The 24,880-nt window shown below is 72.6% G+C and carries 25 protein-coding genes; 17 read left to right on the forward strand and 8 right to left on the reverse strand.

Going from position 1 to position 24,880, the window contains the following annotated elements; translation table 11 throughout:
- Positions 1-816, forward strand: a complete 816-nt coding sequence (gene xdhC / locus ASG94_RS14485) for a xanthine dehydrogenase accessory protein XdhC (protein ID WP_056927119.1) — start codon at positions 1-3, stop codon at positions 814-816.
- Complete coding sequence (locus ASG94_RS14490) at positions 813-2,168, forward strand: guanine deaminase (protein ID WP_056927120.1); 1,356 nt, start codon at positions 813-815, stop codon at positions 2,166-2,168. The genes xdhC and ASG94_RS14490 overlap by 4 nt, the downstream gene beginning before the upstream one ends.
- On the opposite strand, the gene ASG94_RS14495 is transcribed toward ASG94_RS14490, so the two are convergent.
- The gene (locus ASG94_RS14495) at positions 2,158-3,309 is read right to left on the reverse strand and encodes an ROK family transcriptional regulator (RefSeq protein WP_056927121.1); all 1,152 of its coding nucleotides are present in this window, start codon (positions 3,307-3,309) and stop codon (positions 2,158-2,160) included. The genes ASG94_RS14490 and ASG94_RS14495 overlap by 11 nt on opposite strands.
- A gap of 179 nt (positions 3,310-3,488) precedes the next feature.
- Here ASG94_RS14495 and ASG94_RS14500 point away from each other — a divergent pair, with 179 nt between their 5' ends.
- The 6 genes from ASG94_RS14500 (at position 3,489) to ASG94_RS14525 (ending at position 10,317) form a co-directional block, all read left to right on the forward strand.
- Positions 3,489-4,592, forward strand: coding sequence for a substrate-binding domain-containing protein (locus ASG94_RS14500; protein WP_056927122.1), 1,104 nt, complete (start codon positions 3,489-3,491; stop codon positions 4,590-4,592).
- On the forward strand, positions 4,592-5,452 hold the full coding sequence (locus tag ASG94_RS14505; protein WP_056927299.1) for an ATP-binding cassette domain-containing protein: 861 nt from the start codon (positions 4,592-4,594) through the stop codon (positions 5,450-5,452). Before ASG94_RS14500 ends, ASG94_RS14505 begins: the two co-directional genes overlap by 1 nt.
- On the forward strand, positions 5,445-6,695 hold the full coding sequence (locus tag ASG94_RS14510; RefSeq protein WP_056927123.1) for a sugar ABC transporter permease: 1,251 nt from the start codon (positions 5,445-5,447) through the stop codon (positions 6,693-6,695). Before ASG94_RS14505 ends, ASG94_RS14510 begins: the two co-directional genes overlap by 8 nt.
- 34 nt (positions 6,696-6,729) lie before the next feature.
- Entirely contained in the window at positions 6,730-7,443 is a 714-nt protein-coding gene (locus ASG94_RS14515) for a substrate-binding domain-containing protein (protein WP_056927124.1), read from the forward strand.
- 9 nt (positions 7,444-7,452) lie between these two features.
- Positions 7,453-8,949 carry an arylsulfotransferase family protein gene (locus tag ASG94_RS14520; protein WP_082624193.1) on the forward strand — a complete coding sequence of 499 codons (1,497 nt, stop codon included), beginning with the start codon at positions 7,453-7,455 and terminating at the stop codon, positions 8,947-8,949.
- Between the two features lie 63 nt (positions 8,950-9,012).
- Positions 9,013-10,317: an endonuclease/exonuclease/phosphatase family protein gene (locus ASG94_RS14525; protein ID WP_056927126.1), complete on the forward strand. Its 1,305-nt coding sequence runs from the start codon at positions 9,013-9,015 to the stop codon at positions 10,315-10,317.
- A 657-nt stretch (positions 10,318-10,974) separates the two neighbouring features.
- Here ASG94_RS14525 and ASG94_RS14530 read toward each other — a convergent pair.
- From ASG94_RS14530 to ASG94_RS14545, 4 genes are all read right to left on the reverse strand, one after another.
- On the reverse strand, positions 10,975-13,122 hold the full coding sequence (locus ASG94_RS14530; protein WP_056927127.1) for an MMPL family transporter: 2,148 nt from the start codon (positions 13,120-13,122) through the stop codon (positions 10,975-10,977).
- Between the two features lie 76 nt (positions 13,123-13,198).
- The gene (locus tag ASG94_RS14535; protein WP_056927128.1) at positions 13,199-14,257 is read right to left on the reverse strand and encodes a hypothetical protein; all 1,059 of its coding nucleotides are present in this window, start codon (positions 14,255-14,257) and stop codon (positions 13,199-13,201) included.
- Positions 14,258-14,261: 4 nt separating this feature from the next.
- Positions 14,262-15,128, reverse strand: coding sequence for a glycerophosphodiester phosphodiesterase family protein (locus ASG94_RS14540; RefSeq protein WP_056927129.1), 867 nt, complete (start codon positions 15,126-15,128; stop codon positions 14,262-14,264).
- Complete coding sequence (locus ASG94_RS14545) at positions 15,125-16,987, reverse strand: AMP-dependent synthetase/ligase (protein WP_056927130.1); 1,863 nt, start codon at positions 16,985-16,987, stop codon at positions 15,125-15,127. The genes ASG94_RS14540 and ASG94_RS14545 overlap by 4 nt, the downstream gene beginning before the upstream one ends.
- A gap of 141 nt (positions 16,988-17,128) precedes the next feature.
- On the opposite strand from ASG94_RS14545, the gene ASG94_RS14550 reads away from it, so the two are divergent.
- Positions 17,129-17,467: a hypothetical protein gene (locus tag ASG94_RS14550; protein WP_056927131.1), complete on the forward strand. Its 339-nt coding sequence runs from the start codon at positions 17,129-17,131 to the stop codon at positions 17,465-17,467.
- Positions 17,464-17,847 (forward strand): hypothetical protein, encoded by a 384-nt coding sequence (locus tag ASG94_RS14555; protein WP_056927132.1) that lies wholly within the window; start codon positions 17,464-17,466, stop codon positions 17,845-17,847. The genes ASG94_RS14550 and ASG94_RS14555 overlap by 4 nt, the downstream gene beginning before the upstream one ends.
- Here ASG94_RS14555 and ASG94_RS14560 read toward each other — a convergent pair.
- Entirely contained in the window at positions 17,808-18,143 is a 336-nt protein-coding gene (locus ASG94_RS14560; RefSeq protein WP_056927133.1) for an antibiotic biosynthesis monooxygenase family protein, read from the reverse strand. The genes ASG94_RS14555 and ASG94_RS14560 overlap by 40 nt on opposite strands.
- A 36-nt stretch (positions 18,144-18,179) precedes the next feature.
- Between ASG94_RS14560 and ASG94_RS14565 the strand changes: the two genes are divergently transcribed.
- From ASG94_RS14565 to ASG94_RS14585, 5 genes are all read left to right on the forward strand, one after another.
- Positions 18,180-19,415 carry an NAD(P)/FAD-dependent oxidoreductase gene (locus ASG94_RS14565; RefSeq protein WP_056927134.1) on the forward strand — a complete coding sequence of 412 codons (1,236 nt, stop codon included), beginning with the start codon at positions 18,180-18,182 and terminating at the stop codon, positions 19,413-19,415.
- Positions 19,412-19,825 (forward strand): hypothetical protein, encoded by a 414-nt coding sequence (locus ASG94_RS21735; protein WP_056927135.1) that lies wholly within the window; start codon positions 19,412-19,414, stop codon positions 19,823-19,825. Before ASG94_RS14565 ends, ASG94_RS21735 begins: the two co-directional genes overlap by 4 nt.
- Before the next feature lie 7 nt (positions 19,826-19,832).
- A complete protein-coding gene (locus ASG94_RS14575; protein WP_056927136.1) occupies positions 19,833-20,795 on the forward strand; it encodes an NAD(P)/FAD-dependent oxidoreductase in 963 nt (320 codons plus the stop codon).
- Positions 20,792-21,553 carry an alpha/beta hydrolase family protein gene (locus ASG94_RS14580; protein ID WP_056927137.1) on the forward strand — a complete coding sequence of 254 codons (762 nt, stop codon included), beginning with the start codon at positions 20,792-20,794 and terminating at the stop codon, positions 21,551-21,553. The genes ASG94_RS14575 and ASG94_RS14580 overlap by 4 nt, the downstream gene beginning before the upstream one ends.
- Before the next feature lie 79 nt (positions 21,554-21,632).
- Positions 21,633-21,869 (forward strand): DUF1059 domain-containing protein, encoded by a 237-nt coding sequence (locus tag ASG94_RS14585; RefSeq protein WP_056927138.1) that lies wholly within the window; start codon positions 21,633-21,635, stop codon positions 21,867-21,869.
- A gap of 3 nt (positions 21,870-21,872) precedes the next feature.
- Here the strand turns inward: ASG94_RS14585 and ASG94_RS14590 are convergent, their stop codons facing one another.
- Positions 21,873-22,226 carry a hypothetical protein gene (locus tag ASG94_RS14590; protein ID WP_162260820.1) on the reverse strand — a complete coding sequence of 118 codons (354 nt, stop codon included), beginning with the start codon at positions 22,224-22,226 and terminating at the stop codon, positions 21,873-21,875.
- Positions 22,227-22,369: 143 nt separating this feature from the next.
- On the opposite strand from ASG94_RS14590, the gene ppk2 reads away from it, so the two are divergent.
- Positions 22,370-23,218, forward strand: a complete 849-nt coding sequence (gene ppk2, locus ASG94_RS14595; RefSeq protein WP_082624195.1) for a polyphosphate kinase 2 — start codon at positions 22,370-22,372, stop codon at positions 23,216-23,218.
- An 18-nt stretch (positions 23,219-23,236) separates the two neighbouring features.
- Here the strand turns inward: ppk2 and ASG94_RS14600 are convergent, their stop codons facing one another.
- Positions 23,237-24,349 (reverse strand): hypothetical protein, encoded by a 1,113-nt coding sequence (locus ASG94_RS14600; protein WP_056927140.1) that lies wholly within the window; start codon positions 24,347-24,349, stop codon positions 23,237-23,239.
- Positions 24,350-24,468: 119 nt separating this feature from the next.
- Between ASG94_RS14600 and ASG94_RS14605 the strand changes: the two genes are divergently transcribed.
- Positions 24,469-24,876, forward strand: a complete 408-nt coding sequence (locus ASG94_RS14605) for a nuclear transport factor 2 family protein (RefSeq protein ID WP_056927141.1) — start codon at positions 24,469-24,471, stop codon at positions 24,874-24,876.
- Positions 24,877-24,880: the final 4 nt, after the last annotated feature.

Below are 24,880 nucleotides of genomic sequence, written 5' to 3' on the forward strand. Positions count from 1 at the left end.
GTGCGCTGGGTCAGGGCCGTCGAGCTGCTGAGGACCGAGCGTCGCGCCGGCGTGCTCGTCACCCTCATCGGGGTCCGCGGCCATGCGCCCCGCGACGCCGGGGCGAAGATGGTGGTGGCCGCGGGGGAGACCTGGGGAAGCGTCGGCGGCGGCAACCTCGAGGAGACCGCGGTGACCCGGGCGCGCGCGCTGCTCGAGGACCCGCGGCACGTGCCGGAGCAGCTGGTCCTCGGACTGAGCGACAAGGCGCGCACCGAGCACGGCCGCCAGTGCTGCGGCGGCGAGGTCTCCGTCCTGCTCGAGCCGCTGCCGGTGGTGCCGGCGGTCGCGATCATCGGGATCGGTCACGTCGGCCTCGAGCTGGCCAGGATCCTGGCCCGGCACGACCTGGACCTGCACCTCGTCGACTCGCGCGCCGCGCAGCTGTCCGACGCGCGCCTGGCCTGCCTGTCCGACGCGGAGGCGCGGGTCGAGGTCCACCACTCGCCGGTGCCCGAGCTCGCCCTCGGCGCGGTCCCCCCGGGCACCCACGTGGTCGTGATGACCCACGACCACGCCGAGGACCTCGCCGTGTGCGATGCCGCCCTGCGCTGCGACCACCTCGGCAGCATCGGGCTGATCGGCTCGGCTGCCAAGTGGGCCCGCTTCCGCGCCGGTCTCCTCGTCGAGGGCCACGACGAGGAGGCGGTGGCCCGCATCGAGTGCCCGGTCGGCGACGCCACCGTGGGCGACAAGTCGCCGCCCGCCATCGCGCTGGGAGCAGCGGAGGTCCTGGTCCGGCGTTTCGCGGCGGAGCGTTCCCGGGCCGACGCATGACGCCGGCCCCGGTCCTGTACCGGGTCAGGGCCTACGACACCCCGGACGACCCCTTCGCCGAGGATGCCTCCGGCCCGGGCTTCCGCTACGACGACGACCTCGGGCTGGCGGTGTCGGCCGAGGGCGTCATCACGACACGCGGCCCCTTCGCCGCGGTGGCTGCCGCCCATCCGCTCGCGCCGGTCATCGACCTGCGGGCCGGGATCCTGCTGCCCGGTCTGGTCGACGCCCACGCGCACTTCCCGCAGGTCCGCATCATCGGGGCGCTCGGCATGCCGCTGCTCGAGTGGCTCGAGCGCTGTGCGCTGCCGGAGGAGCAGCACCTGGCGCAACCCGACTACGCGGCACAGATCGCGGCCGAGTTCGTCGCCGGCCTGGTGTCCGCCGGTACGACGACCTCCCTGGTGTTCGGCTCCCACTTCGCCCCGGCGATGGACACGCTCTTCGCCGAGGCGTCGCGCTTCGGGCTGCGCCTGACCAGTGGTCTGGTCGTCAGCGACCGGATGCTGCCGGACCCGTTGCTCACCACCCCCGAGCGGGCGCACGCGGAAGCGGTGGACCTGGCCTCGCGCTGGCACGGCCGCGAGCGCGCGCGGTACGCCGTCACCCCGCGCTTCTCCCTCTCCGCCTCCGACCCGATGCTGGCCTCCTGTGCGGCGGTCATGGCGGACGTCGACGGGGCACTGTTCACCTCCCACGTCAACGAGAACCTCACCGAGGTGGCCACGGTCCGCGGCCTGTTCCCCGACCGCACCGGGTACGTCGACACCTACGACCACCACGGGCTGCTCGGGCCACTGTCGCTGCTCGCCCACAACGTGCACCCGCTCGACTCCGAGCTCGGTGTGCTCGCGGCGCGCGGCGCGGCGGTGGTGCACTGCCCGAGCAGCAACTCGGCCCTCGGGTCCGGGCCCTTCCGGATGCGTCGGCACGTCGCTGCAGGCGTGCAGGTGGCGCTGGGCTGCGACGTGGGCGCAGGCACCGGCTTCTCGATCTTCAAGGAGGGCCTCCAGGCCTACTTCGTGCAGCGGCTCCTCGGTGACGACGGGTACCCGCTCACGGCGGGCCACCTCCTGCACCTCAGCACGGCGGCCGGTGCGGCGGCCCTCGGGCTCGGTGACGTGGTCGGCGACCTCTCCGAGGGCAAGGAGTTCGACGCGGTCTGCCTGCGTCCGCCCGCCGGCACCGCGCTGGACATCGGCCTGCGGCACGCCGGCTCGGCGGAGGAGGCACTGGGCAAGGTGTTCGCCCTGGCCGGCGACGCCGACGTGGCCGACGTGTGGGTGGGAGGGGAGCAGATCGCCTCGGGTGGGTTCCTGCGTCCGGTCAGCGCCCGCGGACTCAGTCGCTGAGCAGCTCGGTGCGCTCGGCGGCGAGCAGGACGGCACCCACCAGGGAGGCGCGTTCGCCCAGCTCGGAGGCCACCACCGGCGTCGAGGCCACCGCGTCGAGGGCGTGGCGGCGCAGCCCGATGCGCGCCGACTCCAGGAGCAGGTCGTCGGCGCGGGCCATCTCGCCGCCCACCACCACCAGGGCCGGGTTGATCAGGTTGACCACGCTGGCCAGCGCCCAGCCCAGGTGCAGGCCGGCGTCCTCGAGGGCGCGCAGGGCCGAGACGTTGCCGTCGCGGGCCGCCTTGACGATGTCGTCGACGGTGGCCCCCGGCATCTGCAGCGCCATCATCGACTGGAGGGCCACCGTCGAGGTGTAGGCCTCCAGGCACCCCCGGCTGCCGCACCGGCAGACGGGCCCGTTCTCGTCGAGGGTGAGGTGGCCGATCTCCCCGGCGGTGCCACCGTTGCCGTGGAAGAGTCGGTCGTCCAGCACGATGCCGGCGCCCACGCCGGAGGAGACCTTGACGAAGACCGAGCTGTCGTGGCCCCGGGCCACGCCGTGGCGGTGCTCGGCCAGGGCGCCGAGGTTGGCGTCGTTGTCGATGTGCACGGTGACGCCGAACCGCTCGCGGGCCGCGGCCGGTGCGTTGACGCCGATCCACCCGGGGAGGATCGCCGAGGACCGGATGACCCCCTCGGTCATCGGGGCGGGCAGGCCCAGCCCGATCGTGCGGATCGCGGCACGGTCCAGGCCGGCCTCGTGGAGCATCTCCTCCAGGAGCGCGTGGGCACGGTCCAGGCCGTCGGTGTGGGAGTGGCCGGCGTCGAGGCGCTGGCGCCGCTCCGCGAGCAGGGTGCCGGTCATGTCCCCGAGGGCCACGGCCACGTGGCTGTGACCGAAGTCGATGCCGGCGACGAGGCCGGCCGCCCGGGCCAGGGCGACCGTCGTACCGCGCCGTCCTCGGCCGGGCTCCACCTCGAGGAGGCCGCCGGCGGCGAGCTCGCGCACGATGTTGGACACCGTGGCCGGTGCCAGGCCCGTCTGTCGCGCGATGTCGGCCTGGGTGACGGCCTCGCCGGCCTCCTGCCCCCGCAGAACGTCGACGACGCGCTGCAGGTTGGCCGTGCGCAGCGAGGCGGTCGACCCGGGGGATGACATGGGGGAACTGTGAGCCAATGAGGCGCTTGTCGTCAAGACATGCGCGTAAACGCCCCTTCGCAACGTTTAGGTATGAGTTTGTGTTCATGACTTGACGACTAGCGTGTGACTCACCACACTCAGAGGACGTTCACACCGGTTCGTCGCCCGACGAGCCCTGGCCAGCCCCAGGAGACCTCATGCCTCGCTCCATCCACCGCATCGCCGCCAGCGGCGCTGCCCTGCTCTTCGGCGCCGCGGCCCTGACCGCCTGTGGTGCCAACGACGACAGCTCCGGCGGCGACTCCGCCGACGGCGGCGGCGACAGCAAGGTCATCGCCCTGCTGCTCCCCGAGTCCAAGACCACCCGCTACGAGGCGTTCGACAAGCCGCTGTTCGAGGACGCGGTCGCCAACCTCTGCAGCGACTGCGAGGTCGTCTACTACAACGCCGACCAGGACGAGGCCAAGCAGACCCAGCAGGTCGACACCGCCATCTCCGAGGGCGCCAGCGTGGTCGTGCTGGACCCGGTCAACGGCGCCGGTGCCGGCGGCATGGTCCAGTCCGCCCAGGACTCGGGCGCGTCCGTCATCGCCTACGACCGTTTCATCGCCGAGGCCGACTACTACATGTCCTTCGACAACGAGACCGTCGGCAAGATGCAGGCCGAGGCGCTCGTCGAGGCGATGGGCGACAAGGGCAGCATCCTGATGCTCAACGGTGCGCCCAGCGACCCCAACGCCGCGCAGTTCAAGGCCGGCGCGCACGGCGTCCTCGACGAGAGCAACGTCAAGATCCTCGAGGAGTACGACAACCCCGACTGGAGCCCGGAGAACGCGCAGACGTTCGTCACCGACCAGCTGAGCAAGTACGACGCGTCGGAGATCAACGGCGTCTACGCCGCCAACGACGGCCAGGCCGGCGGCGTGGTCGCAGCCCTGACCGGTGGCGGCGTCGCAGCCGACGCCCTCCCGCCGATCACCGGCCAGGACGCCGAGGTGGCCGCGATCCAGCGGATCCTCGCCGGCCAGCAGGCCATGACCATCTACAAGCCCATCCCGATCGAGGCCGAGACCGCCGCCGAGGTCGCCGTCGCGCTCGCCAACGGCGACGACGTCCCCAACCCGACCGAGACCGGCATCGACCAGACCGACTACGAGGGCGTGCCCTCGTACATCTTCACGCCGATCGTCGTCACGAAGGACAACGTGGCCGACACCATCATCGCCGACGGCTTCTACTCCGCCGACGACATCTGCACCGGCGAGTACGCCAAGGCGTGCGAGGCGGCTGGCATCTCCTGATGTCGACCACTGCCACACACCGTGCGCCGGCCGGGGAGGTCGTTCTCTCCCTGGCCGGCGTCACCAAGCGCTTCGGTGCCGTCCAGGCCCTCTCGGACGTCCACATGGACGTCCGGGCGGGTGAGGTCGTCGCCCTCGTCGGCGACAACGGCGCCGGCAAGTCCACGCTCGTCAAGGTGATCGCCGGGGTCTACACGCCCGACGACGGCCACATCAACTTCGACGGGTCGCCCGTGCGGGTCAACGGCCCGTCCGAGGCGCAGGACCTCGGGATCGCCACCGTCTTCCAGGACCTCGCCCTGTGCGACAACCTCGACGTGGTGGCCAACCTGTTCCTCGGCCAGGAGAAGAGCCGTGGACCCTTCATCGACGAGGTCCACATGGAGAAGGAGGCCTGGCGGCTGCTGCGCACCCTCTCGGCCAAGATCCCCAGCGTCCGGATCCCGATCGCGTCCCTCTCGGGCGGCCAGCGCCAGACGGTCGCCATCGCGCGCAGCCTGGTCGGCAACCCGAAGGTCGTCATGCTCGACGAGCCCACCGCGGCCCTGGGCGTCGCCCAGACCGCCGAGGTGCTCAACCTCATCGAGCGCCTGCGCGAGCACGGCCTCGGCGTGATCCTGATCAGCCACAACATGGCCGACGTCCAGGCCGTGGCCGACCGCATCGTCGTGCTCCGGCTCGGCAAGAACGCAGCGGAGTTCAACGTCGAGGAGGTCTCGACCGCCGACCTGGTCGCAGCCATCACCGGCGCCTCCGACAACGTGGTGTCGGCCCGTGCCTCGCGCGGCCAGGCCGTCGACCCGGCCACCGACCAGGCCACCGACACGACCGCCCCCACCGAAGGAGGCCAGGATGGCTGACGACACCCCCGGCTCCGCCGTCGCAGCCGACCTCGCCGACGAGCGGCTGATCCGCACCGAGGGCCTGTCGGGATACTTCAGGCTCTTCATCAACCGGCTCAAGTCCGGGGAGCTCGGCAGCCTGCCCGTGGTCGTCGGCCTGATCTTCATCAGCATCGGCTTCTACAGCGCCGAGCCGCGGTTCCTGTCCTCGCGCAGCATCGTGTCGATCACCCAGTTCGCGGCGCCGATCGGCATCATCGCGCTGGGCATCGTGCTGGTGCTGCTGCTGGGCGAGATCGACCTGTCGGTGGGCTCCGTCAGCGGCTTCACGGCCGCCACGATGGCGGTCCTGCTCGTCAACAAGGACCAGTCGATGCTGGTCGCGATCATCGCCGCGATCGCGGTCGGCGTGGCGATCGGCGTGTTCTACGCATTGCTCTACACACGGTTGGGGGTGCCGTCCTTCGTCTTCTCGTTGGCCGGGTTGCTCGCCTTCCAGGGAGCACTGCTCTACGTGCTGGGCACCCAGGGCACGATCAACCTGCCCTCGGACTCGTTCCTGGTGCAGTTCACCCGGTTCGAGTTCCTGTCCCCGGCCCTGTCCTACGTCCTGGTCGTGGTCATCACGCTCCTGTACGTCGGGTCGCAGATGTGGACGATCCGCCAGCGCTCCGCGGCCGAGCTCAGCGCGCCGTGGCTGCCGCTGGTGCTCATCAAGGGCGCGGCGCTGCTCGTCGGGCTCGGGTTCCTCACCTACTACGTCAACATCGACCGCGGCTGGAGCTACCTGTGGCTCTTCTTCGTGCTGATGGTCGTGGTGATGGACCTCGCGCTGCGTCGCAGCCGGTGGGGCCGGCACGTCTTCGCCGTGGGTGGCAACGAGGAGGCCGCCCGGCGCTCGGGCATCAAGGTCAACCGGGTCTACCTGTCGGTGTTCGTGCTCTGCTCGTCGCTCGCGGCGGTCGGCGGACTGCTGGCGGCCGGTCTCCAGACGAGCGTCTCGCAGGCGAGCGGCACGACCGACACCAACCTGACGGCCATCGCGGCTGCGGTCATCGGCGGCACGTCGCTCTTCGGCGGTCGCGGGTCGGCGTACTCCGCGATGCTCGGCATCATCGTGCTCCAGGCCATCCAGACCGGCCTCAACCTGGTCGGCGTGGACTCGTCGGTGCGCTTCATGGTCACCGGCGCGGTGCTGCTGCTCGCGGTGACGATCGACTCGGTGTCGCGGCGCGCTCGTACCTCGAGCGGTCGCGGCTGATCCGGAGGTGAGGGGGCGCATACGATGTGCCGCGATGCGCCCCCTCACCACTCTCCTCGCCGCCGTGCTGGGCCTCGGCCTGCTCGGCGGCTGCAGCGGTGAGGACCCCACCGTGGTGGCGTTCCTCGTCTCCGACGGCACCCAGCGTCTCGAGCCACGGGTCGACGTGGAGGCCTTCGAGGCCCGTGTCGAGGCCACGTGCGAGGAGTGCTCCGTGCGCGTCTACGACGCCGAGGGCGACGCCGCCACGCAGGCGTCCCAGGTCGACGAGGCGCTGGCCGACAGCGCCGACGTGATCGTCCTCGACCCGGTCGAGGCCGAGGAGGCCGAGGCCCTCGTCGGCGGTGGTGAGGACGAGGTCCCCGTCGTCGCCCACACCACGCTGGTCCCCGGTGCCGACCGGTTCGTCGGCGTCCCCGAGCCGATCCCCGGCACCGACGGCGGTCCCTCCGCCGACTCCGACCTCCAGGCCGCCCGCCAGATCGTGCAGGGGACGCGGCGCTCCATGCTGCACGTCCCGGCCACCGCGATGAGCGAGCAGGCGGCCGACGTGGCCGTCGGGCTGCTCGCCGACGACGAGGTCGAGGGTGCCGAGGACTTCGAGGGCGTCCCCTCGTGGCTCTACGCCGTGAGCGAGGTCCGGCTGGCGCAGCTCACGAGCGTGCTCGTCCGCGAGGGCACCGTCACCCTCGACGAGCTCTGCTCCGGCTCGACCGCGCGGCGGTGCGAGCGGCTCGGCTTCGTCTAGGTTGGCGAGATGAGCGAGAGCACACCGCCGGGACCACGGGCCGTACGCCGCGACGTACTCATGATGGGCGCCGGCGTGGCCCTCGGGGCGGCCGGTGTCGGAGCGGGGTGGGCATGGACCTCCCGGGGTGACGACGCGCCTGCGCCCGAGCCCGAGGCGGCGACGCCGGAGGAGCCGGTCGCTCCCGAGCCGCTCCGCTTCGTCAGCAGCCAGCTCACCGCTCCCGAGGCGAAGGCCTGGGCGAAGGACGGGGCGACCCTGTCGGCCGGGCTGCTCTTCACCACGCCGCGCACCCCCGTCTTCCGCGGGGTGGTGTACGACGACCGCGCGCAGCCGGTGTGGATCGAGCCCGACGGCAACGCCGCCACCGACCTACGCGTGCAGGCCTACCGCGGTCGACCCGTCCTGACCTACTGGACCGGGGAGATCAAGGAGGGCACCGGCAACGGCAAGGGCGTCATCCTCGACGAGCGCTACCTGCCGGTGGCGGAGGTGCGCTGCGGGCACGGGGTGCTGTCCGACATCCACGAGTTCCAGCTGACGTCGCGAGGGACCGCGCTGCTCACGTCGTACCCGACGATGCCCTACGACCTGAGCCCGATCGGCGGCCCGGTGGACGGCTACGTCTGGGGCGCCCGGCTGCAGGAGGTCGACGTGGAGACCGGGGAGGTGCTGCTGGACTGGGAGGGCCTCGACCACATCGACCTCACCGAGACCTACCGCGAGGTGGACGACACCGGCACCGCGGCGCTGCCCTTCGACCCCGTCCACGTCAACTCCGTCGAGGAGGACGGCGACGGGCTGCTGGTCTCGGCCCGGCACACGAGTGCGCTCTACCGGATCGACCGTCGTAGCGGCGAGCTGCTGTGGCGCTTCGGTGGGAGGAAGAGCGACTTCGAGGTCCCCGAGGGCGGGGAGTTCGGGTGGCAGCACGACCTGCGCCGCCAGCCCGACGGCTCGATCACGATCTACGACAACCACGACAACGCCACGGAGACCGACGCGGTGTCGGCGGCGCTGCGCTTCGAGCTCGATGAGGAGGCGATGACCGCCACGCTCGTGCAGGCCTTGCGCCACGAGGACCGGTACGGCTACGCGATGGGCAACGCCCAGTACCTCGACGACGGGCACGTGCTCGTCGGGTGGGGGATGGACCCCTACGCCACCGAGTTCGACGCGGACGGGGAGGTGGTCTTCGAGCTCTCCGGCCTCGGTCTGGGCTCCTACCGGTCCTACCGGTTCCCGTGGCGCGGTCGACCGGTGACTCCTCCCGACCTCGCGGTGGTCGACGGATCGGCGTACCTCTCCTGGAACGGCGCGACCGAGGTGACGGCCTGGCGGGTGCTCGCCGGTGCGCGGCCGTCCGGGCTGGAGACCCTCGGTGAGACGCGGCGCACGGGCTTCGAGACGACGGTGGCCCTCGAGACCGGCACCCGGGCCGTGCGGGCCGAGGCACTGGATGCCGACGGACGGGTCCTCGGCCGGACCCGCACCGTGCGGGTCTGACACCGGCCGTTCACCGGGGCTGCTTAGTCTGCGGGGGATCGCCCCATCGACTCGGAGGTCCCCATGCGACGTACCACCCTCGGACGCACCACCCTGCTCGGCGCCGGACTGGTGACGGCACTGGCGGCCGGCGCCCTCGCCCCGGCCCAGGCCGACCGCGGCCCTGACCACGGCCCCCGCCACGGGGAGACCGTGCGCTTCTCCACGTTCAACGCCTCCCTCAACCGCGCCACCGCCGGCGGGCTCGCCGCGGACCTGTCCACCCCGGACGCGGACACGGGCGCGGTCCGCCAGGCGCACAACGTCGCCGAGACGATCCAGCGCACGCGCCCCGACGTGCTGCTCGTCAACGAGTTCGACCACGACCCCGCGGCCGTCGACCTCTTCCGCGACAACTTCCTCGAGGTCGGCCACCACGGGGCCGCGCCCATCGAGTACCCCTACGCCTACACCGCCCCCTCCAACACCGGCATCCCGAGCGGCCACGACCTCAACAACAACGGCGTCGTGGGCGAGCCGGGCACCCAGGCCGGCGGCGACGACGCGTTCGGCTTCGGGCTGTTCCCCGGCCAGTACGGCATGGTCGTCTACTCGAAGTACCCGATCGACACCGACGACGTCCGCACCTTCCAGACGTTCCGGTGGGCCGACATGCCGGGCGCCCTGCTGCCCGACGACCCGGCGACGCCGGCGCCGGCCGACTGGTACTCGCCGGACGAGCTCGAGGACTTCCGGCTCTCGTCCAAGTCCCACTGGGACGTGCCGATCGAGGTCGGCGACGAGACCGTGCACTTCCTGGTGTCGCACCCGACGCCGCCCACCTTCGACGGTGCCGAGGACCGCAACGGCACCCGCAACCACGACGAGATCCGCTTCTGGGCCGACTACGTCTCGGCGAGCAAGAAGCGGTCGGCCTACATCTACGACGACGACGGCGTGTACGGCGGGCTCGAGCGCGGCTCGCGCTTCGTCATCGCCGGCGACCAGAACGCCGACCCCGAGGACGGCGACTCCGTCGACGCCGCGATCGACCAGCTGCTCGACCACCCGCGGGTCGTCGACCCCGAGCCGACGTCCGACGGGGGCGTGGAGGCCGCCGGCCAGGGTGGCAACAACGCCCTGCACAGCGGAGACCCCGCGCTCGACACCGCCGACTTCGGGGACGTGGGCGCCTTCGGTCCCGGCAACCTGCGGGTGGACTACGTGTTGCCCTCGAAGGGCACCAAGGTCCTCGGGTCGGGCATCTTCTGGCCGGTCGACTCCGACCCCCTCTACTACCTGACCGGCGACTACGACCCGACCCGGTGGCCCTTCACCGGGGTGCCGACCTCGGACCACCGCCAGGTCTGGGTGGACCTGCGCTACTGAGCGCCGCGCTCCCGGGGGCCTGGTCCCGGGGCGCGGCAGCAACTGGCGGCGTACGACGTGGAGTCGGGCGCCGATCTTGTCGTCCGCCGCCAGTTGCTGAGCGGGCCTGCGGCTCGCAGGGTGGCGGCAGACTGCACTGAGGTCGGCGTTCCGGGCGCGATGTGCCGCCCCTCTGGCGGGCGGGGTGCGATGTGCCGCCATGCTGGGTCACGGAAGGCTGCGGCGGCGCGGGTCCCCGGGGCACGGCAGCAACTGGCGGCGTACGACGTGGAGTCGGGCGCCGACCCTGTCGTCCGCCGCCAGTTGTCGGGCCTGGGGCTCGCAGGGTGGCGGCAGACTGCACTGAGGTCGGCGTTCCGGGCGCGATGTGCCGCCACTCTGGCGGGCGGGGTGCGATGTGCCGCCACGCTGGGTCACGGAAGGCTGCGGCGGTGCGGGTCACGCGCGGCAGCAACTGGCGGCGTACGACGTGGAGTCGGGCGCCGATCTTGTCGTCCGCCGCCAGTTGTCGGGCCAGGGGCTCGCAGGGTGGTGGCAGATCGCCGGCCCCCCCCCCGCAGGGTGGCGGCAGACTGCACTGAGGTCGACGTTCCGCGCGTGATGTGCCGCCCCTCTGGCGGGCGGGGGTGCTGGCCAGGTGGCGGGACGACCGGGACGTCAGTGCACCGTCTCGATGGGTGCCTCGATCTCGTCGACGCTGAGGTGGTGGTCCTCCCGGTCGAGCTTGCTGGGCCACCAGATCCTGCCGCCGAGGTCCATGTTGATCGCGGTGACCAGGACCGAGCGCACGATCATGGTGTCGAGGATGACGCCCAGGGCGACGGCGACGCCGAGCTGCGCCAGGAACACCACGGGGATGGTGCCCAGCACCAGGAAGGTGGCGGCGAGCACCAGGCCGGCGCTGGTGATGACGCCACCCGTCGAGGTCAGGGCCACGAGGGCGCCCTTGCGCGTGCCGGAGTGCATCGTCTCCTCCCGGACCCGGGTCATCAGGAAGATGTTGTAGTCGATGCCCAGGGCCACGAGGAACACGAACGCGAACAGCGGGAACCCTGGGTCGGACCCGGCGAAGCCGAAGACGTACTCGAAGAGCACCGCGGAGATGCCGAGCGCGGCGCCGAACGACAGCACGACGGTCGCGATCAGGATCACCGGCGCCAGCACCGAGCGCAGCAGCACCATCAGGATGAGGAACACCAGGAGCAGGATGAGCGGGATGATGACGAGGTTGTCCCGGTTGGAGGCATCCCTGGTGTCGAGGAAGAAGGCGGAGTTGCCTCCCACCAGCGCGTCGGCACCGTCGACGGAGTGCACCGCGTCACGGACCCGCTCGACGGTGGCGAAGGCCTCGGGGGACGCCGGGTCGGAGCCGATGGCCGCCTCGACGAAGGTCACGTCCCCGGAGGTGACCGCGGGCTTGGGGGGCTCGACGTTCTCGAGGCCGGTCATGGCCTCGGCGATCGCGTCCTCGCTGCCGGCGTTGCCCACCACCATCACCGTGTTGGACTGGTCGACCAGGCCGGCATCCACCAGCACCTGCTGACCGGTGATCGACTGGAACTCCTTGGTGTAGGAGTCCTCCGTCGCGAGCCCGTCGGTGTCGAGGGCGAACAGGCCGAGGCAGGCGACCGCGAGCAGCGCGGAGGTGACCACCCAGACCTTGCGGGGTCGCGGGGCGATCCAGCGGCCCACCTTGGCCCAGAAGCCGGTCTGGGTCGGCTCTGCCGAGCCGTAGCCGGGGCGGCGGGGCCAGAAGATCCACCGGCCCGTGATGACGAGCAGTGCGGGCAGCAGCGTGATCATCACCAGGAACGTCACGGCGATGCCGATCGCGGCGACCGGGCCGAGACCCTTGGTGGAGTTCATCTCGGCGAACAGCAGGCACAGCATCCCCAGCGCGACGGTCATGGCGCTGGCCAGCAGCGCGGGCGCGGCGCGGTGCAGCGCGAACGCCATCGCCTCGTGCCGGTCCTCGTGGCGACGGAGCTCCTCCCGGTAGCGGGCGACGAGCAGGAGCGCGTAGTCGGTCCCGGCCCCGATCACCAGGATGGTCAAGATCGCGTAGGACTGCCCGTTGACGGTCAGGTCCGCGTACTTCGCGAGGAAGTAGATCAGGGCCTGGGAGACGAACAGGGCCACCACGGCGCTGAAGATCGGCAGGATCCAGAGGATCGGGCTGCGGTAGGTGAACAGCAGGATCAGGATCACGATGCCGAGGGTGGCGCCGAGCAGGGTCGTGTCGATGCCACCGAAAGCCTCCGCCGAGTCGGCGGCCTGGCCACCCGCGCCTGCCACGTAGACGTCCACGCCGTCGATCGCGGCGATGCTGCGCAGCTCGTCGGCGACATCGGGCATCTTGTTCCAGCCCTCGGAGCCGAGGTCGAAGGTCACCGACGTCTGGGCGACCTCGCCGTCCTGGGACACGGCCGGGAAGCCCACCTGCTCGGCGGTGGCCGGGCTGATCACCGACGGCGGCCGCCCCTCCTTGGCCACGGCCACCTCGTCCATCGCCGCGAACTCGACCGCCTGCTCCTCGATGGCGGCGAGGTCGGCCTCGGTCAGCCCGCCGTCCCGCTCGTAGACGACCACGGTCGGGATGGCGTTGGGGTCCTGGAAGGGCTCGAGCTTCTCGAACGCCCGGGTCGACTCCGCCGACTCGGGCAGCCAGGACGAGGCCTCGTTGTTCTGCACGTCGGCGAGCTTGGCCGCGAAGCCTGCCGCGCCGACCGCGACGAGCAGCCACACGACGAGGACGATCCACTTGGTGACGCGCCCCGTGAGGGCGCCGGCGAGCTGACGGTTCATGGAATCCAGTGGAGCAGAGGAAGCGGACAGCGCGCATCCGGTATCTCCCTGATCCGCGTGCAGGGGTCTAGACCGGTTACCCCTTTTGGAGGAGGAACGGGCTCTCCATGCTCCCGCCGTCGGCTCGCGGCGTCACGGCGTACTCCATGGACCCGTCGGTGCCGAGCCTCACGATCGCCCACTCGCCGGCCTGGAAGGTGACCACGAGCAGGTGGTCGGCGTCCTCCCACACCTGGTCGAAGTACGTCGCCGAGCGGCCCCGCCGGTCGGGCGTCCAGGACCGCACGCGATCACCGGAGCGCAGGTCGAGGAGGTCGAGGCGCGTCGGGCCGAAGCCGTCGGCGTACGCCGGGGTGCCGACGAGGTGCCGCTTGTCGGGCGAGATGACCGAGAGCAGGTTGCGGCACGTGGTCCAGGCCGTGCGGACGCCGCGGCGCATGGTGTTGCAGGTGCCGGTGTCGGTGCGGCTCACGATGCCGCCCAGCCAGCGGCCCCGACCGGTCGACACGGTCTGGAACTGGGTGCGGTCGACGATCCCGTGCGAGGAGGTCACCCAGCTCACGTTGCGGCGCGTGGAGTTGACCATGACGGCGCAGCCGTTGCTGGTCGCGCTCTCCTGGCAGTCCTCGCCGAACACCACGGCGGGGGAGTTGAGGCCGCGACGGCCCGGGACGGACGGCATCCGCAGGACCCGGTCGCCCTCGGAGTCGATCACCCGCACGCGCCCGCGCCGACCGGTGAAGGCCACCGCCTCGCCGCCCGCGGAGACGGCCAGCCCGTAGCCGCTGCGCCACTCGCCCCGCCCGGGGGTGCCGTCGGCGGCGATCCAGCGGACCGTCGGGGGTCGGGCACCGCCGGTCTGCACGACGTAGCCCGATCCCATCGGGGCGAACGTGCGGACGTCGCCGGCGGCCGGGGTGGTGCCGTCGGGACCATGGATCGTGACGCGGGAGGCGCTGGTCCGCTCGGCCCAGGCCAGGCGCGGTGCGGCGCCGGTGTCGAGGTCGGAGACGTCGAAGACCTGGCGGGGCGCCGCGGCCCGGTCGCCGGTGGTCGTGCTGTCCGCACCGGCGGGCGCGGAGTGCAGGGTGAGGGCCAGTGGGGCGACGGCCAGCGCGAGGACGAGACGGTTCATGTTCCTAGGACACCACCGGAGGGCCACTGGTTGCATCCGTCCTCTCGCGACCGAACGCCTCCGGCAGCGGACGCCCGAGCCCCGCGAGCACCTCGCGCAGGAGGTCGGGCCGGTTGGTGATGAGGCCGTCCACGCCGTCGCCCAGCAGGGCCCGCATCGTGGGCTGGTCGTCGACGACGTAGGGGACGACGCGCAGCCCGGCGTCGTGGGCCTCGGCGATGAGCTCCGCGGTCGCGAACGGGACGTACGCCGGGTCGTCGACGCCGGCGGTGAACGGGCTGCCGTGCACGGGGGAGATGGCGGCGAATCCCTGGGCGGCGGCGGTCCGCACGAAGTGCTCCTCGACCTCGAGTCCGTCGAACCACGGGGACGGACCGTCCGGTGACGCCTTCAGGTAGCGCGGCGAGACGAGCAGGACGCGGTCCAGCTGCGGCTCGGTGTCGCCGACGAGCCGCAGCACGCCCCAGTCGAAGCACTGGATGCTGGTCCGCCCCACCAGCCCGTCGATGCGGATCGCCTGCACGACGACCTCGACGAAGTCCCGGCGCGAGGTGAGCTCGGCGGCCGCGACGGCGTCGTACTTGATCTCGAGGTTGACCCGGACCGGGTCGGCCCCGCGCTCGGCGAGCAGCGCCGCGACCTGGCGCAGCAGCGGCATCGTCGGCGGCAGGTCCGCGCGGGTGAGGGTGCGGATCAGGCGGGCGTCGGCGAGGGCGGGGTCGTGGCCGACCACGACGTCGTCCTCGGCCGTGAGGTGCACGTCCAGCTCGAGGGTCGAGACGCCGAGCGCGAGGGCGCGACCGAAGGCCTCGAGGGTGTTCTCCGGCCAGAGCCCGGCGCCGCCGCGGTGGGCCTGCAGGTCGAAGCTCACCCCGCGTAGAGCCCCTCCACCACGTCGGCGTACTTGCTGTTGACGACGCGGCGCTTGAGCTTGAGCGTGGGGGTCAGCTCCTCGGACTCGGCGGTCCACTCCTCCGGCAGCAGCGCCCACGCCTTCACCTGCTCGGGGCGTGAGAGGCGGGCGTTGGCCTTGTCGACGGCGTCCTGCGCCATCGCCTGGATCTCCGGCCGCGACGACAGGTCGGCGAGGTCGGTGAACTCGATGCCGCGGGCCGCCGCGAGGGCAGGGGCGACCTCGCCGTCGAGGGTGAGGATGGCGACGACGTACGGACGGTTGTCGCCGATGGCCATCGCGTGCCCGACGACCGGCGACTCCTTGAGGTAGTTCTCGATGTTGGAGGGGGCGATGTTCTTGCCGTTGGAGGTGATGATCAGCTCCTTCTTGCGATCGACGATCGCGAAGAAGCCCTCCTCGTCGAGGGTGCCGATGTCGCCGGTGTGCACCCAGCCGTCGGCGTCGATGAGGTTGCGGGTGGCCTTCTCCTGGCGGTGGTAGCCGGGGGTGATGACCGGGCCGCGGACCAGCACCTCGCTGTCCTCGCCGAGCCGGACCTCCATGCCCGGGGTGGCCCGACCGACGGTGCCGAGCCGGAAGCCGGCGGGACCGTTGGCGGTCACCGCCCCGGACGTCTCGGTCATGCCGTAGACGTCGTAGACGACGATCCCGAGCCCGGCCATGAACTTGGCCACCTCGAGCGGCATCGGGGCCGCCGCCGAGCCGGCCCACGTCACCTGGTCGAGGCCGAGGAGCAGCTTGAGGAAGCCGAGGATCGCCGCCTCCGCCTCGTCGTACGCCGCCTGGATCTCCGGCGTCATCACGCCCCCGACCTCCTGGGCCTGGACCCAGGCCAGGCCTGCGGCCATGGAGTCCTGGACCAGCCGGACGTTGTCGGGGTTGGGGTCGGCGGCGAGCTTGGCGGACAGCCCGGTCTTGATCTTCTCCCACACCCGCGGGACCCCGAAGAACGCCGACGGGTGCACCTCGCCGAGGGTCGCGAGCAGCTGCGCGGGGTCACCGATGCAGTGCACGTGGCCGCTCACCACCTGCGGGCCGTAGAGGCCGAGCACCCGCTCGGCGATGTGGGCGAGCGGGAGGTAGCTGATCTGGCGCTGCGGCTCGCCGAGCCCGGCGGCCTCGAGGGTGCTGAGGGCCTCGTAGAGCACGTTGTGGTGGGTGAGCACGACGCCCTTGGGGTTGCCGGTCGTGCCGGACGTGTAGAGGATCGTCGCCGGTGCGTCGGGGTCGAGGTCGCGGTGCCGCTGCTCGAGCTCGTCGCCGTGCTCGCGCCGGTACGCCGCCCCGCGGGCGACGAAGTCGTCCCAGGTGACGAAGCGGTCGCCGTCCGGGACCTGGGTCGGGTCGAGCACCACCACGGTGCCGACCGCGTCGAGGGCGTCGCGCCAACGCTCGAGCTGGTCGGTCCCCTCGAGGATCGCGACCCGGGGGTCGGACTCCCCGGCGATGTAGGTGACCTGCTCGGGGGACAGCGTGTTGTAGATCGACATGGGGGTCGCCGCCGCGTGCACCGCGCCCATGTCGCCGACGAGGTGCTCGATGCGGTTGGTGGCCATGATCGCGACGGTGTCCCCGACCTGGACGCCCGCCCCGACGAGCGCTCCCGCGACGTCGAGGGCCGTCTCCCGGGTCTGGGCCCAGGTCAGGGTGCGCCACGACTCGCCCTCCGCGACACCGTGCTTGTCGCTGTACGCCGCCTCGTCGGCGTGCGCCGCGGCGGTGTCGGCGAGGGCGTCGATCAGGGTGCGGCCTGCGACCGCGGCCTCGATCCGGGCTCGGTCGGCCTGCACGGCATCGGTCAGCACGTCGGTCATCGCGGGGGCTCCTCGGGGTGGGGACGCTGGTGTGACGGGGGTCACGATCCTCACGCACGCGGGGGCCCGGTGGCTAGGGGCGATCGGCCCCGGGGGAGCGGTGGGGAAGACTGGACCCCACACCCGGACCTGGAGGACGACATGGTGGCGAGCCGCTCCGCCCGCGCGAGGAAGGCTGCCGAGCAGGGCGGTCCGCTGGCCCGCGTCACGATCGACCTCGACGCCGAGCAGCAGTTCCTCTACAAGATCGCCTGCGCGACCTGCCGCGCGAAGGGCCACCGTGCCTGGTCGACCTACCGGGCGGGCGAGGACAACGGGTTCATGGCGGCGATGGACCGGTGGACCTTCCACCTCGTCGAGAAGCACCCCGACACCGAGGCTCCCTGCCTGGCCTTCCTGGGCGAGGCACAGCAGCGGCTGCACGAGCGGCGCGAAGGGACTGCCTCGGAGCCGGAGCCGGGGCCGGAGCCGGGGTCGTGAGCGACCTGGCTGCGGTCGAGGCACGGCTGACCGGGCTGCTCGACCGCTACCGGCCCGAGCTGGAGGACGGCACGATCTACGGGGTCCCGTCCCTGGTGTGGCCGGGCGCGACCGGGCACGACTACTTCGCGGCGCTCAAGCGGGGGAAGGCCACGGTCGGCCTCTACCTGATCATCGCCGATCGCTACCCGGACGACCTGGCGACGGCGTCGCCGACGCTGCTGGCGCGGCGTACGGGTCGGGCGACCTTCTCGTTCACCTCGCTCGACGACGAGCTGGCGGCCGACCTCGGCGCACTCCTCGACCGGCTGGTGGAGCGGTACCGGGCCGAGCACGTCGCTCAGTCGGAGGATCCCGCCGACCCGCCGGCGACCTCGTAGCTCCACACCTCGCTGTGCGTCGAGACCGGGCGGGGCGCGTCGCCCCCACCGCGCTCGGCGGCGGAGCGGTGCCCCTCGGCGAAGCCGGGCGAGCCCAGCCACGCCTGGAACGACTCCTCGTCGCGCCACCGGGTGATCACGAGCCACTGCTCGCGCTCGTCGGTCGGACGGAGCAGCTCGAAGCCCTCGAAGCCGTCCGCCCCGTCGACGGCACCCGCCCGGGCGGCGAAGCGGTGGGCGAGCTCGTCGCCGGAGCCCGCGGGGACGGTGATGGCGTTGATCTTGATCGTGGTCACGCGTCCAGCCTGCCAGCCGCGCACTAGGGTCGCGTCGTGGACGCCGACGTGCTGGTGGTGGGAGCTGGGCTGGCGGGACTGCGCTGCGCCCGGGTGCTGCACGACGCCGGGCACGAGGTGCTCGTCCTCGAGGCGGCCGACGCGGTGGGTGGCCGGATCCGCACCGACCGGGTCGACGGGTTCCTCGTCGACCGCGGCTTCCAGCTGCTCAACCCCGCCTATCCCGCCGTACGCCGCTGGGTCGACGTGGACGCGCTCGGCCTGCAGGGCTTCGGCGCCGGGGTCGCGGCGGTCACCGAGTCCGGGACGGCGGTGCTGGGTCATCCGCTGCGGGCCCCGGGCCTGCTGCCCCGCACGCTCGGTACGGCGATCGGTCGCCCCCGCGAGGTCGCCGCGGTGCTGCGGTGGGTCGCGCCGCTCCTGCGACCACGTCCGGGGACGTCGCTGTCGGAGGTGCTGTCCGGCCGTGCCGACGTGGACCGGGGCACCGCGCTCGACCACGCCGGCGTCGACGGCCTGCTGCGGCGCGTGGTCGAGGCGTTCCTCGCCGGGGTGCTGCTCGAGGACGACGGCAGCACGGCCGACCGGTTCGCCCTGCTGCTGGCGTGGATGTTCGCCCGGGGCGTGCCGTCGTTGCCGGCCGCCGGCATGCAGGCCCTGCCCGAGCTGCTCGCCGCACCGCTGGACGACCGGGTCCGCCACGGTCACCGCGTCGGCCGGGTCACGGGGACCTCGGCCGACGTCGAGGGCCGCACCTGGAGCGCCCGGCAGGTCGTCGTCGCCACCGACGGGCCGCGGGCGCGGGAGCTCACCGGGGTCGAGGCCCCGGCGACCAAGGGCGTGGTCACCACGTGGTGGTCGGCGCCCGACGCCCCTGACTCCGACCTGCTGCACGTCGACGCCCGCCGCGACCCGCGGGGGCCGCTGGTCAACGCGGCGGTCGTCTCCCGCGCCGCGCCCACCTACGCACCGCCCGGGCGCCACCTCGTGCAGGGTTCGGCGTTGCTGGGCCCGGGCCGGGTGCCCGACGAGGCGGCGATGCGTCGTCACGCCGGCGACCTGCTCGACGTCGACCCGGGCCGCTGGGAGGTGGTGGCCCGGCACGAGGTCCCCGACGCGCTGCCCGCCCAGCCCGCGCCGTACTCCGCGACACGTCCGGTGCAGGTCGGCGACCTCGTGGTCTGCGGCGACCACCGCGACACCGGCTCCATCCAGGGTGCGCTGGTCAGCGGCCAACGGGCGGCCGATGCCGTGCTCGCCACGCTGCGGTGAGCGCCCTCGTCGCCTTCGCGATCGCCACCGCCCTCCACGCGGGCTTCCAGGTGACGGTCACCGTGCTGGTCTACCCCGTCCTGGCCCGGCGCGGCGCCGAGGAGTGGCGGGTCGCGCACGAGCGGCACTCGCGCTCGATCGCGCCGCTGGTCGGCGTCGTCTACCTCGCGCTGCTGGTCACCGGCGGGTGGCTCGTGGCCTCCGGGCCCGACACCGCCGGGTGGGTCGCGCTCGCGCTGACAGCGGCCGCGCTGGCGACGACGGCAGGGGCGGCCGCACCCGTCCACGGCCGGCTCGCCGATCGCGACGACCGACTCGTCGCCCGGCTGCTGGTCGTCGACCGGTGGCGGTGCGCCTTCGCCGTCCTCGGAGCGGTCACGGCACTGGTCGCCGTCGCGACCGGGGGATGATGGCGCGATGAGCGCGAGCGAGGGTGTCGAGGGGGTCGTGGTCGTCGGGGCCGGGCTGTCGGGGGTGGCGTGCGCGCAGGAGCTGCGCGCAGCGGGGGTGCCCGTGCGGGTGCTCGACCGGGGCCACCGGCCCGGTGGCCGGATGGCCTCGCGGAGGCTGTGGGACCGCTACGTCGACCTCGGGGCGTCGTACCTCACGACGTCGGACGACGACTTCCTCGCCGTCGTCGAGGGCTGGCGCGACCGCGGGCTCGCACGCCCGTGGACGGACACGTTCTGCGCGCTCGGCGACGGGGACCCGGTCGCCAAGTCCGGTCCGCTGCGCTGGGGCGCACCGGGTGGGCTGCGCTCGCTCGTCGAGGACCTGGCCGGCGACCTCGAGGTCGAGCGGTACGACGTCGCGGACGTCGCGGGGCTTCCCGGTGCGGCGGTCGTGCTGGCCATGCCCGACCCCCAGGCGCGGCGGCTCGTCGCCGAGGACCACCCGGTGGCCGCGCACCTGGACCGGGAGTTCGAGCCGGTGCTCGCCCTGGCTGCCACCTGGCCCACGCGCACCTGGGACGACGTGAGCCCCACCGGCCGCTTCGACGGGGCCTTCGTCAACGGAGACCCGGTGGTGGCGTGGGTGGCCGACGACGGCCGGCGTCGCGGCGACGACGCCCCGGTCCTGGTCGCGCACTCCACCCCCGACTTCGCGGGCAAGCACCTCGAGGACCCCGCGGCCGCCGGCCCGGAGATGGTGCAGGCGCTGTGCTCGGCCCTCTCGCTCCCCGCGCCGGCCGACGTGCACGTGCACCGGTGGACGTTCGCGCGGCCTGTGGGGGAGCGCACCGCCACGCACGCGCTGGTCGAGGGCCCCAGCGGGCTCGTCGGCGTGTGCGGCGACGGGTGGGGTGCCTCGCCGAAGGTGGAGACGGCCTGGCTGTCCGGCCGCGACCTGGGCCGGGCGATCGCGGGGCGGCTGTCGTGAGCGAGAAGGTCTGGTTCGCCAGCTCGAGCGGCCCCCGGCTCGCCGGCCTGGTCGACCTCCCCGAGGGGCCGGTCCGGGGCTGGGGCGTCTTCTCCCACGGCTTCACGCTGGGCAAGGACTGTCCTGCCGCCAGTCGCATGTGCAAGCAGCTCGCAGCCGAGGGCATCGGCATGCTGCGCTTCGACAACCTCGGCCTCGGCCACTCCGAGGGCGACTGGGGCGACGGGTCCTTCTCGCACAAGATCGCCGACACCGTGCAGGCGGTGCGCTTCATGAACGACTCCGGTCGCGAGGTCCGGCTGCTCGTCGGCCACTCATTCGGCGGCGCGGCGGTCATCGCGGCGGCCCACGAGGTCGACGGTGTGCGAGCCGTGGCGAGCGTCGGCGCGCCGTACGAGCCCGCGCACGTCGAGCACAACTACGACGCCCTCATCGAGCGGATCCTCGAGGAGGGGGAGGCCCCGTTCCCCGTCGGTGGCAAGGCGCTGACCCTGCGCCGGCACTTCATCGAGGACGTGCGCGACGCCGACCTGCGCGAGCAGATCCGCACGCTGCGCCGCGCCCTGCTGGTGATGCACTCGCCGACCGACAACACCGTCGGGATCGCCAACGCGAGCGAGATCTTCCGGGCCGCACGGCACCCGCGCAGCTTCGTGTCGCTCGAGGGGGCTGACCACCTGCTCACCGGCCGCAACCAGGCCAAGCGGGCGGCCCGCATCATCAGCGCGTGGTGTGACCCCTACCTCGCCGACGGCTGACGCCCTGTCACACCACGACGTCGTACGTCGTCACAGGGACGGGGCCAGCGGGCCCCACCCCACCGAGGAAGGAACAGCCATGAAGACGATGACCTGCCAGCAGCTCGGCGGCCCGTGCGAGCACGAGCTCCGCGGGGAGACCGCCGACGAGGTGATCAAGGCCCAGGACGCGCACCTCAAGACCCTCGTCTCGGGCGGCGACGAGGCCCACGTGCCCGCCCGCGAGGCCATGAAGGGCCGCTGGAAGCGACCCATCGCGGGCATGGGGTGGTACCGCGACGTCAAGCGCTCGTTCGCGGCGCTGCCGGAGCACTGAGCCTCAGGACGTGAGCCAGCCGAGGCCCTCGGCGACCTGCAGGACGGTCACGGCGGTGACCACGCCACCGACGGCGGTGGCGGTGAGGACCGCCCACGACCGGTCGTGACGACGTACGACGGCCACCACGCCGGCGACGAGGCAGCCCACGGCGCTCAGCAGGATCGAGAGCCCGGCGGCGTCGACGAGCCGGTTGTCGGTGAACCCGTCGGCCGGCTCGAGGACCGCGGCGAACGCCACGGCCAGCGCGACCGTGCCGCCGGACGCGACGGCGGCCAGCACGACGGTCCAGGCGCCGACGCGCGTGGTCGCAGCCACGGGCATCGGGTGGTGCGCGCTCGGGGTTGTCGGCCGCATGCGTCCAGCATGGGCGCGTCGGGCAGGTGCGGCCACGGCCCAAGGGCCTGTGCGCAAGGGCCGGTCGTCGTGCGGTGGACGATGCCGTACGCCCCTTGCCGAGGGACGGTGACGCGACGACGATGAGCCGCACAGGAGGCGCCATGAAAGCCCGTCCCACCCCGTCGCACCCGGCAGGGCCCCCCGACCGCTCCGACTCCGCGCGCTACAAGAGCTCCGGTCGCCTGCGCTCGGTCGTCTACGACGCCGAGATGGAGCGGCTGCAGGAGCAGCTGGTGCTGCTGCAGTACTGGATCCAGTCGCAGGGCCTCAAGGTGCTGGTGATCTTCGAGGGGCGTGGCTCGGCCGGCAAGGGCGGGGTGATCAAGCGCATCACCGAGCGCACCAGCCCGCGCACCGTGCGGATCGCGGCGCTGCCGAGGCCGACCGAGCGCGAGCGCAGCCAGTGGTACTTCCAGCGCTACGTCGAGCACCTGCCCGCCGCCGGTGAGATGGTCCTGTTCGACCGCAGCTGGTACAACCGCTCGAACGTCGAGTGGGTGATGGGCTTCTGCACCGAGGACCAGCACCAGGAGTTCCTGCGCAGCTGCCCGGAGTTCGAGCGGATGCTGGTGCGCTCGGGGACCGTGGTCCTGAAGTACTGGTTCTCCGTCGGGGTCGACGAGCAGCTCCGGCGCTTCGAGGCCCGCAACGCCGAGCCGCTGAAGCGCTGGAAGCTCTCCGACATGGACCTCGCCGAGCGCGAGCTCTACGTCCGCTACTCGATGGCCAAGGACACCACCTTCCAGTACACCGACATCAAGCAGGCGCCCTGGTACGTCGTCCCGTCCGACGACAAGCGGGCGGCCCGGCTCAACTGCATCAGCCACCTGCTCTCGCAGTTCGACTACGAGGACGTCGCGCCACCGCCCGTCGAGCTCCCCGAGGTCCGCGACATCCCGTACGTCCGCCCACCGATGCACGAGCAGACGTTCGTGCCGACCCTCTTCTGAGCTGGGGACCGGAGACTCCTACGGGGACGGGAAGGCGAGCGTCGCGGCCGCCCACTCGCCGGGGTCGGGGTAGGGGCCGGGCAGCTCCACCACCCGGCGTACCTCTCCGGTCCGCGTCTGCCACTCGACCACCCGACGGTTCGCGACGAGGAGCCGGAGGGTGTGGTCGTCGACCCAGTCGATGATGCTCGTGGTCGCCGGCACCTGCAGGCGGGCGGTCATCGCGCCCGAGGCCTTGTCCAGCACCCACACCTGCGCCGGGGCGGAGCTGGGCCATCCGCGGTGGGCGAGGAGCGCGACGTCGACGGCACCGAACGTGCCGAAGGCGGTGCTGCGCATGGCTCGGGGGATCCTCGCGTCGAGGACGACGGTGGTGGACTCGACGTCGCCGTCCGTCCAGCGCCTGAACGCGAGGCGGTGGCGCCCCGTGGCGGCCACCTCGACGGGGGTGCCGTCGACGTCGAACCTGGTGCGCCAACCGGGGTAGCGGACCGGGCGCACCCGACCGCGGGTGTCGATCTGGAAGGTGTCGTAGCGCGAGGACGCGGGCCTGGCTGCGTAGACGGACAGCACCTCCCGGCCCGGCACCCAGTCCACGCGGACCACGCGTGCCCGGCTCGCCGGCAGCTCGACGTACCGGACCGTTCCCCGGCCGAGGTCGAGCAGGACCACGCCTCCGAGCGCCTGCGCCGCCCACAGCCGCCCGTCACGGGACAGGGAGCCCGATCCGTAGGTGTCGACGCCGGGCCACGAGCCGGCCGGGAGTCCCAGGTCGTCCATGTCGAGGCTCCGCCAGCGGTCGTCGACACCGAGGAAGAGGAGGCGTTCCCCCGTCCAGCCGACGGGGTCGTCGACCCCCTCGACCGGGTGGTGGACCAGCCGGGCCCGCACGGGATCCTGCAGGACGTCCGGCAGGTCGGTGTCCGCCGTGGGTGCCGTCCTCCGCCCGCCGCCCACCCAGGGGACGCGGCTCCAGTCGAGCGGGGTCCGCTGCAGGTCTGGAGGACGTGGCGCGGAGGTGGACGCCTCCGGCGCCCCGGGACCCCGCTCGCGGACGCCGGCCCCGTCCGGCGCGGTGCACGCAGCGAGCACGGCCAGCAGTGCGCACACCAGCGCGGTCCGAAGCGCCATGCTGCCTCCCGCCGCCCTGGATGGAGCCGGACCGGCAGAGTAGTCCCGGCGCCCGTACCCGCGCTCCCGGTGGAGCGCGACGCCCTCGGTCAGCGCCCTCCGCGGACTATCGTCGAGACATGACGGCCATGGTCGAGCGGCTCCGCGAAGCGATGAACGCGCGCGACGCCGGACGGATGGCGTCGCTTTTCGCGCAGGACTACCGGAGCGACCAGCCGCTGCACCCGGGACGACGTTTCACCGGGAGCGCCCAGGTGCTCGAGAACTGGTCCTCGGTCTTCGCGGGCGTGCCCGACTTCAGCTGCGAGCTGATCGCCTCGTGCGTCGACGAGGGCACCGAGTGGGGTGAGTGGAGCTGGGAAGGGCATCACGCCGACGGTTCGTCCTTCGCGATGCGCGGGGTCACGGTGTTCGTCGTGCGCGACGACCTCATCGCGGAGGGACGCCTGTACATGGAGCCCGTCCAGCCTGACGCCGAGGACATCGCCGAGGCCGTGCGCGAGCTGTACCGGCCGCCGGAGGAGTAGGCGG

This window comes from Nocardioides sp. Soil805, from assembly GCF_001429625.1.
Taxonomy (GTDB): domain Bacteria; phylum Actinomycetota; class Actinomycetes; order Propionibacteriales; family Nocardioidaceae; genus Nocardioides.